The organism is Paucibacter hankyongi (assembly GCF_037482915.1).
In the GTDB taxonomy this organism is placed as follows: domain Bacteria; phylum Pseudomonadota; class Gammaproteobacteria; order Burkholderiales; family Burkholderiaceae_C; genus Paucibacter_A; species Paucibacter_A hankyongi.
In genome coordinates this window covers 179985-192834 of record NZ_JBBHJX010000008.1, presented here as the reverse complement: position 1 = coordinate 192834, position 12850 = coordinate 179985, and the positions used below count along the sequence as shown (strand labels likewise).

General features: G+C 58.6%; 13 protein-coding genes. 3 read left to right on the top strand and 10 right to left on the bottom strand.

The window, feature by feature from the left end:
* Positions 1-14: 14 nt before the first annotated feature.
* Together WG899_RS13925 and def are read right to left on the bottom strand one after the other, a co-directional pair.
* On the bottom strand, positions 15-2039 hold the full coding sequence (locus WG899_RS13925; protein WP_339596250.1) for a DUF6600 domain-containing protein: 2025 nt from the start codon (positions 2037-2039) through the stop codon (positions 15-17).
* A gap of 88 nt (positions 2040-2127) precedes the next feature.
* Entirely contained in the window at positions 2128-2664 is a 537-nt protein-coding gene (gene def / locus WG899_RS13920) for a peptide deformylase (protein ID WP_339596249.1), read from the bottom strand.
* A 47-nt stretch (positions 2665-2711) separates the two neighbouring features.
* Between def and WG899_RS13915 the strand changes: the two genes are divergently transcribed.
* A complete protein-coding gene (locus WG899_RS13915; RefSeq protein WP_339596248.1) occupies positions 2712-3698 on the top strand; it encodes an MBL fold metallo-hydrolase in 987 nt (328 codons plus the stop codon).
* A gap of 57 nt (positions 3699-3755) precedes the next feature.
* Here WG899_RS13915 and WG899_RS13910 read toward each other — a convergent pair whose 3' ends face one another.
* Positions 3756-4763, bottom strand: coding sequence for an NAD-dependent epimerase (locus WG899_RS13910; RefSeq protein WP_339596247.1), 1008 nt, complete (start codon positions 4761-4763; stop codon positions 3756-3758).
* 281 nt (positions 4764-5044) lie between these two features.
* Between WG899_RS13910 and wecB the strand changes: the two genes are divergently transcribed.
* Positions 5045-6154, top strand: a complete 1110-nt coding sequence (gene wecB, locus WG899_RS13905; RefSeq protein ID WP_339596246.1) for a non-hydrolyzing UDP-N-acetylglucosamine 2-epimerase — start codon at positions 5045-5047, stop codon at positions 6152-6154.
* A gap of 11 nt (positions 6155-6165) precedes the next feature.
* Here the strand turns inward: wecB and WG899_RS13900 are convergent, their stop codons facing one another.
* On the bottom strand, positions 6166-6336 hold the full coding sequence (locus WG899_RS13900; RefSeq protein ID WP_339596245.1) for a hypothetical protein: 171 nt from the start codon (positions 6334-6336) through the stop codon (positions 6166-6168).
* 23 nt (positions 6337-6359) lie between these two features.
* On the opposite strand from WG899_RS13900, the gene WG899_RS13895 reads away from it, so the two are divergent.
* Positions 6360-7940, top strand: a complete 1581-nt coding sequence (locus tag WG899_RS13895; protein WP_339596244.1) for a polysaccharide lyase family 20 protein — start codon at positions 6360-6362, stop codon at positions 7938-7940.
* Between the two features lie 145 nt (positions 7941-8085).
* On the opposite strand, the gene WG899_RS13890 is transcribed toward WG899_RS13895, so the two are convergent.
* The 6 genes from WG899_RS13890 to WG899_RS13865 form a co-directional block, all read right to left on the bottom strand.
* Positions 8086-8805: a glycosyltransferase family 2 protein gene (locus WG899_RS13890; RefSeq protein WP_339596243.1), complete on the bottom strand. Its 720-nt coding sequence runs from the start codon at positions 8803-8805 to the stop codon at positions 8086-8088.
* Positions 8806-8918: 113 nt separating this feature from the next.
* Positions 8919-9716, bottom strand: a complete 798-nt coding sequence (locus tag WG899_RS13885) for a DUF707 domain-containing protein (protein WP_339596242.1) — start codon at positions 9714-9716, stop codon at positions 8919-8921.
* Between the two features lie 20 nt (positions 9717-9736).
* Positions 9737-10648, bottom strand: coding sequence for a hypothetical protein (locus WG899_RS13880; RefSeq protein WP_339596241.1), 912 nt, complete (start codon positions 10646-10648; stop codon positions 9737-9739).
* Positions 10649-10655: 7 nt separating this feature from the next.
* Positions 10656-11735: a Gfo/Idh/MocA family protein gene (locus WG899_RS13875; RefSeq protein ID WP_339596280.1), complete on the bottom strand. Its 1080-nt coding sequence runs from the start codon at positions 11733-11735 to the stop codon at positions 10656-10658.
* Positions 11736-11802: 67 nt separating this feature from the next.
* Positions 11803-12294 (bottom strand): glycosyltransferase, encoded by a 492-nt coding sequence (locus WG899_RS13870; RefSeq protein ID WP_339596240.1) that lies wholly within the window; start codon positions 12292-12294, stop codon positions 11803-11805.
* On the bottom strand, positions 12291-12758 hold the full coding sequence (locus tag WG899_RS13865) for a hypothetical protein (RefSeq protein WP_339596239.1): 468 nt from the start codon (positions 12756-12758) through the stop codon (positions 12291-12293). Before WG899_RS13865 ends, WG899_RS13870 begins: the two co-directional genes overlap by 4 nt.
* Positions 12759-12850 lie beyond the last annotated feature (92 nt).

The window sequence follows — 12850 nt, the reverse complement described above, 5'->3', positions numbered from 1 at the left end:
CCGGCTCGCGCCGTTCAGCGCTCCGCCTCGCCTCGGCGGCGCTCACCGCCAGGCTTTTGCCCGTCTTCGGCGCGGCCGCGCCTCGGCCCAGCATCGTCTTGGCGCGGAGCTTGTGGCTGCGCCTGCACCGGCCTGGCGGGCTCCATCTGAGGGCGCGGCACCTGCGGCATGGCGGGCGCCTCCATGGCGCGCGGCCGCTCAACTTGGCGCTCGACTGGGCGCTCCGGGGGGCGCTCAAAAACGGGAGCACGACTGGGGCCGGCATTGCGATCAGGCTGCGCAGCTTCCGCCGCACGCTCGGTGGCGCGACGAGTCTGCTCGGCTCGCTCCAGGCGCTCGATACGGTCGGCGCGCTCGGCTCGCTCGAGGCGATCTGCTCGCTCAGCACGGTCAGCGCGCTCAATGCGATCAAGGCGATCACGCGACTCGTCCCGGTTCGGCTGCGGATTCTGCGGAACGGGCGCACGCTCGGCATCGCGGCCTCGCCAAGCCGAATCGGCCGGACGCGGGCCCTGCGCATCACCGCGCGTTTCTGGCCCGGGCCGGGGCGCGCTCACCGCGGGCGCGGTGCCCGGCAGCGTGGCTGCGGCCGGCGGCATCACCGCCAAGCCAGGGGCGCGTTGCGGTACGCCATCTTGCGTCGCCCTTTCGCGGTCTCGTTCACGTTCGCGCCGGCCGAGATTCTCGCTACGCCAAGCCATATCGGCCGGTGGACGTTGCACGTTCGACTCCACGACCGGGCGGGCAGGCATCACAGTCGCCAAGTCCTGGCGAGCCGGCGCTGAGGGCAGCGGTCGCACCGGGCCCAACTCCTTGGCTGGCATTGCTTGCACCCCAGCGCCCTGCCCCGGCAGATAGCTGACGGCGCCGCTCACTTCAAAATTGCTGCGCGGCTTCCTCACCGTCACCGGGTCCGGGTCGACATTGATGCGGTGCTTGTAGGCCGGGCTGTGCTGATAGTGCGGCACATAGACCTCACGCGGCGCCAAGGGGTACCAGCCATAGTGCGGCCGTGGCGGACGGCCCCCGCCGATATTGATGCCGATGCTGACCGAGGGGCCACCGACCCAAGCCACCAGGGCCGGCGCGTAGACCGGCCGACTCACATAGACGCCCGGCGACCAGCACCAGCGCCCACCCCAGCTGACCCAACGGCCATAGTGAAACGGTGCAAAACCCCAGGGCGCATCATCCACCCAGGTCCAGCCCCAATGGCGCGACCAGGCCCAGCGGCCATGGCGGTACGGCGCCCAGCCCACCGCGACCACGCTAGGAATCCAGACATTGCCATATTCTGGCGAAGACTCCCAGCGGCCATGCCGATCCAGGTCCTCGGCGCCAGTCATCTCGGGCGACACATAACGTTGACTGGCCCCGGAGGCAAAGCTATCGCCTTCGGCCCGGCTTTGCGCCAGCATCCAGTCACCAAAACCGTCGCCGCTCAGGCGCTGACGTTCGGTGCGCGGGCCACCGGCCCACCAGAATTCGGCCTGCTCGCCGTCTTGCAGCCAGACCGGCTGGGTGGACTCGCCTCGATTGAACTCAAAGCGATTGCGCCCCTGGAAGGTGTAGGCCCGGCTGCCGCGGTCAAGTTGCTCGACCCGGAACAAGCCCTCGCGCTCGGCGTAGAACATGCCCTCACGGGTCTGCACCTTGTACTCATTGACGGCCTCTTGCGAACGCAAGCGCAGGCCCAAATCGCCCTTGGCCAAGAGCAGCAAGACGCGGCCCTCGTCCAGCTGAGTGAACTCGAGGTCACTGCGCTCGTCCAGCCACAAGCTGCTGGAGCCGACGCGCAAGCTCACCCGAGCGCGCTCATCGGTGCGCAGGCGGTCGCCCTCGGCCACTGTTTGGTTGCGTGTGACCCGAACCCATTCCTTGGCCTCAGTGTCAAACAACCAAGCATCGCCAATCACCTCGGCCACGCGGCCGGCCCGTGTTGGCGGATCGGCCAGCGCCGGGGTGGCGGCAAACGCGACCCACATCAAGGCGAACAGACCCAGCACGGACAGGTACTTTTTCAAAGCGGCAGCAAACATGGCAAGCTCCTTCACTGGCCCTCAACGCTTGCCGAGCCTCCACCGCCGACCTGCTTTACAAACTATTGCAAAGCACCCACCCCGCGCCTCAATCGTCGGCGTTCGGGTCCAAGGCCGGGAACAGCACCGAGGTGTAGCCAAAGCGGCTGAAGTCCTTGATGCGCATCGGGTAGAGGATGCCTTGCAAGTGGTCGCATTCATGCTGCACCACCCGCGCATGAAAGCCCTCGGCTTCGCGCTCAAAAGGCTGGCCCTCGGCGTCCAGGCCGCTGTAATGAATGCGCTCGAAGCGATCCACCACGCCACGCAGGCCCGGCACCGACAGGCAGCCCTCCCAGCCTTCCACCTGCTGATCGGACAGCGGCGTGATGACCGGGTTGATCAAAATCGTCGGCGGCACCGGTGGCGCTTCCGGGTAGCGCTCATTGCTTTGAAAACCAAAGATCACCAACTGCAGATCCACGCCGATTTGCGGCGCAGCCAGACCCGCGCCATTGGCGGCCTTCATCGTCTCGAACATATCGGCGATCAAGGCCTTCAGGGCCGGGGTGCCAAATTCGGTCACCGGCTGGGCCACGCGCAACAGGCGTGGGTCGCCCATCTTCAGGATTTCATGTACGGCCATGCGGGTTCCTCTGAGCTATCGTTCGGATCATTCTAAGGAGCCGCCCCGTGACCGACACCGCCGCCGACTTTCTCGAGCCACTGGGCCAAGGCGTCTATGCCATTGACACCGGCTTCCAGCGCCCGCGCTTTGACGCGGCCTATTTGATCGTCGAAGCGGGCCGCGCGGCCTTCATCGACACCGGTACCAACCACGCCGTGCCGCGCCTGCTGGCGGCGCTGGCCTCCTTGGGCCTGGGGCCCGACTGCGTCGACTGGGTCATCCCCACCCATGTGCATCTGGATCACGCCGGAGGTGTGGGCCTGCTGATGCAATCGCTGCCGCAGGCGAAGCTCTTGGTGCACCCGCGCGGGCTGCGGCATTTGATCGACCCGAGCGCGCTCTACCTGGGCGCGCTGGCCGTCTATGGTGAGGCGGAAATGCAGCGTTCCTACGGTCGACTGGTTTCGGTGCCGGCCGAACGCGCTCAGGCCAGCCACGATGGTCAGACCATCGATCTGGCCGGTCGCCCCCTGCTGCTCTTGGACACACCCGGCCACGCCCGGCACCACCATTGCATTTGGGACGCACGCAGCCAAGCCTGGTTCACCGGCGACACCTTTGGTCTCAGCTACCGAGAATTCGACTCGGCGCAGGGCCGCCCTTGGCTGTTACCGACCAGCACCCCGGTGCAGTTCGACCCAAAGGCCTTGCGGGCCTCGGTGCAGCGGCTGCTGACCTACGCGCCGCGCTCCATGTATTTGACGCATTACGGCCGCATCGGCAGCTCTGCACAAGAGGTGGCGGCCTTGGCCGAACTGCTGTTAGGCCAGATTGATCAGATGGAGGCGCTCGGCCTGTCGCTGCGACAGTCACAGCCCGAAGCGGCAGCGCGCCACACCCAACTCAAGCAAGGCCTGCAGACGATCTATCTGCAAAGCCTGCGGGCGCATGGCTGCGACTTGCCCGAACAGCGTCAGCTGGAGCTGCTGGCCATGGACATCGAGCTGAATGCGCAGGGGCTGGCCGTGTGGCTGGACAAGCCGCCGGTCTGAATCAGGGCCTAGCCATCAGGCAAGCGCCGCTGAGCCGAGGCCGAGCGGCGGGCCGTCTCAGACCTTGTAGTAGTCCCGGTACCAGGCCACGAACTTGGCCACGCCATCCGGCACCGGCATGGCGGGACGGAAGCCCGTCCACGCAGCCAACTCTTCCACGTCTGCGTGGGTGGCAGGCACATCGCCGTCTTGCAGCGGCATGAAGTTTTTCTGCGCTTCTTGGCCCACGGCTTTCTCGATCGCTTCGATGAAGGCCATCAACTGGATCGGGTCGTGGTTGCCGATATTGAAGACGCGGTACGGCGCGTTGGAGTGCGCCGGGTCGCTCTTCACCGGGTCATAGCCGGGCTCAGGGGTGGCGACACGGTCCAAGACGCGCACCACACCTTCGGCGATGTCGTCGATGTAGGTGAAGTCGCGAATCATCTTGCCGTGGTTGAACACATTGATGGGCTTGCCCTCAATGATGGCCTTGGTGAACAAGAACAAGGCCATGTCCGGCCGCCCCCAGGGGCCATAGACGGTGAAGAAACGCAGGCCGGTGGTCGGCAGGCGGAACAAATGGCTGTAGGTGTGCGCCATCAGCTCATTAGCCTTCTTGGTGGCAGCGTACAGACTCACCGGATGGTCCACGCTGTGATGCTCAGAGAACGGCATCAAGGTATTGCCGCCATACACGCTGGAGCTGGAGGCGTAGGCCAGGTGCTCCACCTTGTTATGCCGGCAGCCTTCCAAGATATTGGTGAAGCCGACGATATTGCTCTCGATGTAGGCGTGCGGGTTCTCAATCGAATAACGCACACCGGCCTGGGCCGCCAAGTGCACCACGCGGTCGAACTTCTCGGTTGCAAACAGCTGGGCGATGCCGTCTTTATCGGCCACGTCCATCTTCACAAAGCTGAAGCCTGGCAGCGGCGTCAAGCGCGCCAGACGGTCATGCTTTAGCTGCGGGTCGTAGTAATCATTGAGATTGTCCAGGCCGACCACTTGGTCGCCACGGGCCAGCAAGAGCTGGCTGACATGCATGCCGATAAAGCCGGCCGCGCCGGTAACGAGAACTTTCACGCAATCTCCTGGTTCATGGGCTTGTGTTTTTTCGCCCGCCTGCCCTGTGCAACAGCCGCATTGGTGTCGCAGCCCGGCATTCTCGCCGAGAAGTATGACCACAACCCGTCATCAGCCGCGCAAGCCCGCCCCGGCGCCGTGAAGCCGATCACGCGAGCAGGCTTGTCTTTGCCATCAAGCCTACACAAGCCCCCCATAGAATGGCCGGCCAAGAGGAAAGAACCAACACACAACAACCGGATGCCCATGCAGGCATCTGCACCCAGCGAGAACAACAGCTCATGACCCAGCCTTGCATTCACCTGATCGCCGGCGCACGCCCCAACTTCATGAAGATCGCGCCCATCGTGCGGGCACTGCAGGCCGACGGGCGCCTGGCCTGGAAAATCATTCATACCGGTCAACACTACGACCGTGATATGAACGATGTGTTCTTTGAGGAACTCGGCATCCCCTCCCCCGATGTGCGCCTGGGTTGCGGTGGCGGCAGCCACGCTGAGCAAACCGGCAAGATCATGGTCGCCTACGAGGCCCTTGTGGCCGCCGACAAGCCCGCCGCCTGCCTGGTGGTGGGCGATGTGAACTCCACCGCCGCTTGCTCCATCGTCGCCAAAAAGGCCTGTATTCCCGTGGCCCACGTTGAAGCCGGCCTGCGCAGCGGCGACATGAGCATGCCCGAGGAAATCAACCGTTTGGTCACCGACGCCATCACCGACTGGTTCTTCGTCACCGAGCCCAGTGCCACCGAGCATCTGAAGCGCGAAGGCCGCGACATGAGTGTGGTGTACGACGTCGGCCATGTGATGGCCGACAACGTGCTCTACCAAGCCGACAAACTCAGCAAGACCGCCGACACCAGCAGTTATGAAACCGACGCCTACAAGCGTCAACACGCCCGCTACGGCGTCGTCACCCTGCACCGCCCCAGCAATGTGGACAGCGCCGAAGCGCTGGAGCGCATCGCCACCGTGCTGCGCGCCGTCTCGCCCGAACTGCCGCTGGTGTTCCCGGTGCACCCACGCACCCGCGCCAATATCGAGAAGTTTGGCGTTGACCTGGGCGACAACGTCACGCTGATGGGCCCGCAAGCGTATATGTCCTTTCTGCACCTGTGGAAAGACGCCGTCGTGGTGCTGACCGACAGCGGCGGCCTGCAAGAAGAAACCACCGCCCTGGGCGTGGCCTGCATCACCATGCGCGAGAACACCGAGCGCCCCATCACCGTGGACGAAGGCAGCAACGTCCTGGCCGGCACCGACCCCAATGTCATCATCCCGCTGGCAATGGACGCCATCAAAAACGGCGGCAAACGCGGCCGCCGCCCCGCCCTGTGGGACGGCAAGTCGGCCGAGCGGATTGTGAAGATATTGGCTGAGAAGCTAGCGGGCTGAGAGCGCGGGCCTCACCCCTCACACAATGGGCAGCCGGCGCCTTTCTGCTGCACCGTTTGAATCACCTTGTTGCTTTTTGATTCATCTCTAAAGGCCGAAACGCGACCTTTCTCACTCAAGAAAAAGCCCTGTTTGCCGACAATGGCCAACAGGGCTTCTTCTTTTGCCGGGCTGAGTTTCATGTCCTGGACGAGCACGCAGTTGGATGAGTCCCTCTCCTGCCAAATCTTGGCAAATTTCTCAGAGGTCCTACACCATGCAGTATCCAGTTCCAGGCCCCAAAGCGCCGTTCCCGCGCGTCACAACGTCGAGCATTCTGAGTGTCATTGCAGTATTGACCGCATGCGGCGGAGGGACTGGATCAGACAATGCCGACAAGTCATCGGCAATGATCCAACCTTTAGCTGAAACAGCTGCATCTGCGGCGTCGGCAGAGAGCCCCGCAAGTGCGGCAAGTGATTCACAGACAAGTGCAGCGGCATTACAAAGCCCGACTGACACCACAAGCAGCCCTAGCGCAACGATCCAAGCGGCCAAAGTGCCCTCTCCAGCCCCTTCGACTGCAACAGCCAAGGCAAGCGCACCCGCCAACGGCAGCCTGCTATCCGTCAAGCCAGAACAGACCATTTCGACAGCACTGCCAGCAATTGGCAAGAACACAAGCATTGCGCCAGCACCGACACCGACACCGACACCGACACCAGCACCAGCACCAGCACCAGCACCAGCCGGTAAGGTTGCAACTCCAGCGCCTGCCCCAAGTATTGGATTGCCGCCTATTCCGCCCACACTGCCCAACACTGGATCCGCAACGATCAATGCAATCCCAGTTGTTCCTGCTATTGCTAACACTCCTGCAGAAGCGGAAAACAAATCGCCAAGTAATACTCAGTTGCCTGCACTTGGAGTTGAACAACGCGCTCTGTCTGCAGCCAAGCCACTAGCCGCGGCTGACATCTTTGCGCAGATAGATCCGACCAACACCTTTCGAAGCTCCGGCTGGATCTGGAGCGTCGAATGTGCCGGGCTAGCAAAAGGGGCCATTGACGTCCCAGAAACAGGTATCCAAGGAAATGACTTGGGCAGTGGACTAGGAACGCTTCGCTTCGGAAAGACCTCAGATCCGGATGCACCCAATAGAAAAGTGTTGTTGTTCAGGGCCAATAAGAATGACCCACTTCAGGCCGGCGCACCAAGGTGCGAACTGGGCGTTTCGCCAACCCAAGCGGGTAAGCTTCAAATTGGCAAAGATTTTTGGTTTGGCTTTGGCGTTCGCCTTGACAAATGGGTGACTGGGCCAGAAGAGCAAATCATTGCGCAGATCCACCAGCCTGTAGGAGCGCTCGCGGGTAACCCGATCTTTGCCTTATCCGTTTTCGGAGACAAATTGGTCATCAATGCGAGATTCAATAACAACAAATCCTTCCTCAAAGAAACAACAACGGGCGTGACCCTCTGGAGCCAAGCCGCACTCCCCACCAAGGCTTGGACCTATTTCGTCATCAAGGCAAAGATCTCATCAGATACGGCAATAAACCCGTATCTTCAAGTCTGGAGAGATGGCCAAAAAATCGTGGACTACAAAGGCGCATTTGGCTACAACGCCCCAGAAGCCATTCCATTTGCAAAAATTGGCCACTATCAATGGGGAGGCAGCGGAAATATATGGCCAGATAACGCGGCCACCAAGACTGTTCTATTCCGAACACCAACCTTCGTGAATGAGCTAGCGACAAATCCAAAATATCAAGAAGTAGACATTCGCGAGCATGTGCGAGCTCGATAAGCCGCAACAAGAACAGAGGAATTCAACGACCAAACCAAATACACACTGCCGCACTGCAGCTTAAATACATAAACCCACACTATCCATTCCAACAAAAAAAGGCCGCTCAGCGGCCTTTTTTGCGCAACCGCACCTTCAAGCAGCATTATTGAGCCGAGATCAAGCGCCGAAATAAGTTCCTTAGCTCATATAGCTTTTTCTCAAAATACAAGCGAGCCAAATAGTGATTCGGAAGGGTTCCGCCGTAAACCTGAGGCCAATACTTCGCCCTCAATTCATAAGTAATGCGATTATTCAACTCGACCGAGGTCTTATTTCGACCTTTCGGATTAAATGTCACTTCGTAGACCGCATCAGGCACAACGCGAACCTGACTACCTGAAACCAAGCAGCGCAACCACAAATCCCAGTCCTCAAACATATCCAACTCACGGAATCCTCCGACCTGCAGGAACTTATCGCGCCTGACCAAAGTGGCGACTATCAAATAGTTTTGCTCCAAAATTGGGTATGGTGGCAATGGGGCAGGAGGAGCCTTCGGGGATCCGTTGACGACAAAACTGGTAGATGGTTGCAAAAGGCAATCCAAGCCGCCGTAAAGTCGGATTGCTTGTTGCATCGCGGCCAAATATCCCGGTGCAAGCGAATCATCGGCATCCAAGAAAAGAAGCCATTCGCCTTGCGCATTTTTTGCAGCTTCATTTCTTGCTGCGCAAAGCGTCGCCCCATGAATAAGTTGCAGGTCTTTGGGTTGTAGAGACTGCGCCAATACCGACCTTGCCGCAATTTTCGCCTTTTTCCGCCACTCTTCAGCGCCAAAGGTCGCAATCACAACTGAAATACTGCAATCGAGATTCATCTCCATGAGGACAAAAACTTTTCTGTTAACACCTACGCAAACACACAATTACCACAATCCGGCCTTCCGCCAGTAATTTCTAACGCCCTTGCAGGACAAGTTTCTACCTCTTTCTTCCATTAAGAAGGCAAGCGCCGAACTGGGGGCAAGCAACCCCGACTTGATAATTCTCTTCTCAACCTCGCTTTAGCACGCTCAAACAATTTCGCAAGCAAACCTAAACCAAAATACTTGGGAGAAAAATCAACAGTGCGTTTTTGCAACTCACCATACTGAGCTTGGATCCGCGTCAACTCTCCTTCAGGATTGACGCCATCCGCCTTGAGTTTTGCGTACCAGGCGCCGCCCGTGAGGTTGATTTCCTTGCAATGACTGACAGCCAAGGAATCAATGACAGTCAAACGCAAGCCGGCAATTTTTGCTTGAGCGCAATAGGCTAGATCAATACCCCAGGTGCTTTTTGAAAGAGCAAACGTCGGAAGCACCCGAGCCATTGCTTCTCGACTGAATACAGGGCACATCACTTCCACAAATCCGACCTCACGACTGGAACAGAGTGGATTTGTCAACAAAAACGGAAATGTGTGATAGGAACCCCAGGTTAATGATGGCTGCGCCACATCCAATGGCCCTTGAATCATTGCGTCCGCCAGATCCTCAAGAGGCCACTTAATATCAATATCGTCATCGACAAGAAAATAGTAACGATAATTCGACAATACTATCGAACCATCCTCCACCAAGTCCTTGAAGTGTGAGTACTTGTTGTACCCGCCAGCCACAACTCGGAACACCGATGGATCCTGAAGCCCATCGACATAGGAGCTGACCAGCACATCGACCCTGGCACGGTCATAAGCCCACTCCCGGTGCAAAGACTTATGACCGGCTCGCACAAATACCAAAAGATCCTTCATGTGCCGCCGCTCCGATTCACTCAGGCAAGGCTTGGCTGCTGGGCAGGCCAAGCTACATCAATCAACTGCTTGGTCTGGCGAATATTGCCACGACTGGATGCACCGAAGACCACCGATTCCATTTTTGGCAAGTTGCAAACATAGTCGATCGCCTCCTTAGGAGATATCGCTCCCGAGGCCAAAATTGACATGGCGACCGGGCGGAACTTCCGGGTAGCCAAAGTCTTTTCGTACAACTCAATGCCACCGCACATCCGGAAGCCGATTTTATTGATATTGGAGCAAATAATCGGATTCTCAATACCCAACTCATCCAGCACATCCAGCAGAGCCGGCGTATTCATGGTGATAAAGCCGGCTTCAGCTCCATATTTATTCTTGACGTGGTCATGGAAGATCTTGAATGCCTCCTTCATGCCAATGCCTAACAGCAGGTCAGTGATCACGTTCTGCATGAAAATAACCGGCGTTTTCAGGCCATGGAACATTTTCATTTCTGCATCGATCAGCAACTGCAGAATCGCCTCGATATCCTTATTGGCCAGTGCCAGGCCGCCCTTGAGCATTGCGCCCATCGCACCATCGTCCGGCAGAAATTTGCGCAATGCGTCGATCATGCCGTGCTCGGTCACTGCATTGGCATATTTATGCGCATATGGCATGCAGGGGTAAAACTGGTAGTCCGGATACTTGGCCTGATTAGCGCGGAAGTAGTCGCAGATTTGCTCCACTCGATCATGAGTCGTGCACATAAAGGTGCGAATGCCTTCTTGATAAGCCGAATCCAGCACATCAATAACGGCCTTCAAATCTTGAAAACGCATCTGCTGCGCTCTCGCCTTTTCTTCGGACATATGATTCACGCCGAAGAACTGGTTATCACCAAATAAAACGCGGTCCATAGCTTGCTGATTTCCTTGAATATCGCTCATATCTTGCTCAACCGAAAATGCGGGAGATCAAACCTTTGGGAGCAGCCGCTGTAGCGCTCACCAATGGCGCTCCGCCACTCACGGAGCCACGTTCGCTTTCAGCCAAGATCATGGCGACTACGCGGTCGGCATCCAAGGCCGACTTGAAGCTGTTTTGGCCATCAAGCCGCTTGGCCTCGCAACTCTTGACGAAGTAGTCGATCTGGGCCGAATACTCTTCACCGCGCAGGTAGTACCAAACCTCTTGGGTCAGGTCGGTGGTGTAACGCACGGTCCAACCCTGCTTGAGCTCTGGCAGGGCCGCACTGGGGTCGCGCAGATAGATCTGGCACTCCTGGCGATCTGCAGTCACCCGCCCATTCGTTCCCCACACCGAGATCTTGGTGCTCATCTTGCGAAAGCTCTCATCGCTCCAGTTGACACAGAGCTGGCCGCTGGCGCCGGATGCGTAGTTCAAGGAGCAATAGACCTCGTCCTCCACATCGCGGGAAAACACCCCATGGCGCACCACGCCGCTCACCGAGCTAGGCGTGCCGGCAATAAAGTTGACCAAATCGAGCGCATGGCAGGCGTAGTCATAGAGAGCGCCGCCGCCCTCATTCTTTGCCGAGCGCCAAGTGCCACCCTTGGCCTTCAACACCACTGGCCCATAGGCTTCCGCCCGGACGTGATGAATGGTGCCCAAGGCGCCCGAGTTCACGATACGTGCAGCCTCTTGGAAGGCTCCAACAAAACGGTAGTGGTAGCCCACTTGAGTGACCAGGCCCTTGGCTTCAGCCAATGCCACCAGTCGCTCACCGTCTTGCACGTCGAGAACGAAGGGCTTCTCGCAAAAAACATGCAGGCCCTTTTCGAGCGCCTTTTGCACCATGCTGGCGTGCAGCTTCGACGGGGTTGCGATCAGTACCGCATCGAGTTGCTCTTCAGCCAACATGCGGTCGAAGTCTGCATAGCACTTCAGGCCCGTATGTTTGGACAACACATCGGTCAAGTACGCCGTGCTGTCGCAAGCTGCTACCAAGTTCACCTGAGGGTGGGCTCGCACGATGGCCAAGTGAGACAGACCCATCTTGCCAAGACCAATCATTCCTATCCGAATCACGGTAATCCTTCCATTCTGTAAAAAGATGAACTCAAGTGGCGCTGTCAACCGATCAGGGTTTGCGAACGACCTGAGAGATGAATTGATTCAAACCCTGGATCAAGGGCTGAGAGGTTTGGTTCAATTTGCCCGGGCCGGCCATCTGTGCCGACTCCTCAATTCGATGGAGCAAGTCAGCCTCGTTTTCGACAATGCAAACCCCGGCCTTCTTCACCAGCCATTGCGCCGTGGCTTCTTGATGGTTGCTGGTGACCTCAGCGAGCGCCACCCGTCTGGGCATCATCAACAAGGGCCGGCCCATCTCAGATGCAGTGATCACCGTCCCCATGCCTACGTGAGAAACGATCAGATCACACCATTCAAAGCGCTCTCGGTAAGCACTGGGAGACAACATGCTGCTCCAAGGCATGTGTTTGGGCTCAAAGGCATCAGCACCAATCTGCGCAAAGAACTGATCCTTCGGTCTTTGCGCCGCCCATGCATCCATGGCCTTGACCAAGCGGTCAAAGGGCAGCATCGATCCCACGGTCACAAAGACCTTCATATCACGCTCCCCATGAACTGAGGGCCGCCTTCTTTGGCCAGGTGCTCCCATTGCGTCAGCCAAAGATCGGCGCTGCTGCCGGCCTTGCGGCCCGACAAAGACAACTCTTCGACATTGGCAACGCTATCAATCCAAACCGTGCACGATCCCACCAACAACTTTGCCAAACGCAAGGCCAACATGCCGGGCATGGACCCGGTCGTCACCACGACCTCTGGCCGGTACTTGAGCATGAGGTAGGCCAAGCCCAACAAAGTTCGCGGCAGGTTCCAGCGGTGCAAGCGACTGACGTCCGGCACCCATGCGAAATCATGGCCCGCCACATCCTCTTGGTAGTAAGGCTTCACGCCCACAAAGACGAGGCTGAACTCGGCAAAAGCCGGACGCAAACGCATCATTTGCGTCCAATGCCCCCCCCCTGAGGCCACCAGCATGACCTGGCGCCTGCTTTGCTTTCTTTTCATCAACCCACTCTCTAGTTTTCGACCACCGAGATCGCTATCCCAAACAAGACAAAGTCCGCACAAAATGCGTTGATGCTTCGCCGGATTCTCTC

Coding starts and splice junctions, on each gene's coding strand:
- WG899_RS13895 (WP_339596244.1), top strand. CDS start 6,360: ATGAGTCCCTCTCCTGCCAAATCTTGGCAAATTTCTCAGAGGTCCTAC.
- def (WP_339596249.1), bottom strand. CDS start 2,664: ATGGCCGTACATGAAATCCTGAAGATGGGCGACCCACGCCTGTTGCGC.
- WG899_RS13885 (WP_339596242.1), bottom strand. CDS start 9,716: ATGAAGGATCTTTTGGTATTTGTGCGAGCCGGTCATAAGTCTTTGCAC.
- WG899_RS13925 (WP_339596250.1), bottom strand. CDS start 2,039: ATGTTTGCTGCCGCTTTGAAAAAGTACCTGTCCGTGCTGGGTCTGTTC.
- WG899_RS13865 (WP_339596239.1), bottom strand. CDS start 12,758: ATGAAAAGAAAGCAAAGCAGGCGCCAGGTCATGCTGGTGGCCTCAGGG.
- WG899_RS13880 (WP_339596241.1), bottom strand. CDS start 10,648: ATGAGCGATATTCAAGGAAATCAGCAAGCTATGGACCGCGTTTTATTT.
- WG899_RS13900 (WP_339596245.1), bottom strand. CDS start 6,336: ATGAAACTCAGCCCGGCAAAAGAAGAAGCCCTGTTGGCCATTGTCGGC.
- WG899_RS13890 (WP_339596243.1), bottom strand. CDS start 8,805: ATGGAGATGAATCTCGATTGCAGTATTTCAGTTGTGATTGCGACCTTT.
- WG899_RS13875 (WP_339596280.1), bottom strand. CDS start 11,735: ATGATTGGTCTTGGCAAGATGGGTCTGTCTCACTTGGCCATCGTGCGA.
- WG899_RS13870 (WP_339596240.1), bottom strand. CDS start 12,294: ATGAAGGTCTTTGTGACCGTGGGATCGATGCTGCCCTTTGACCGCTTG.
- wecB (WP_339596246.1), top strand. CDS start 5,045: ATGACCCAGCCTTGCATTCACCTGATCGCCGGCGCACGCCCCAACTTC.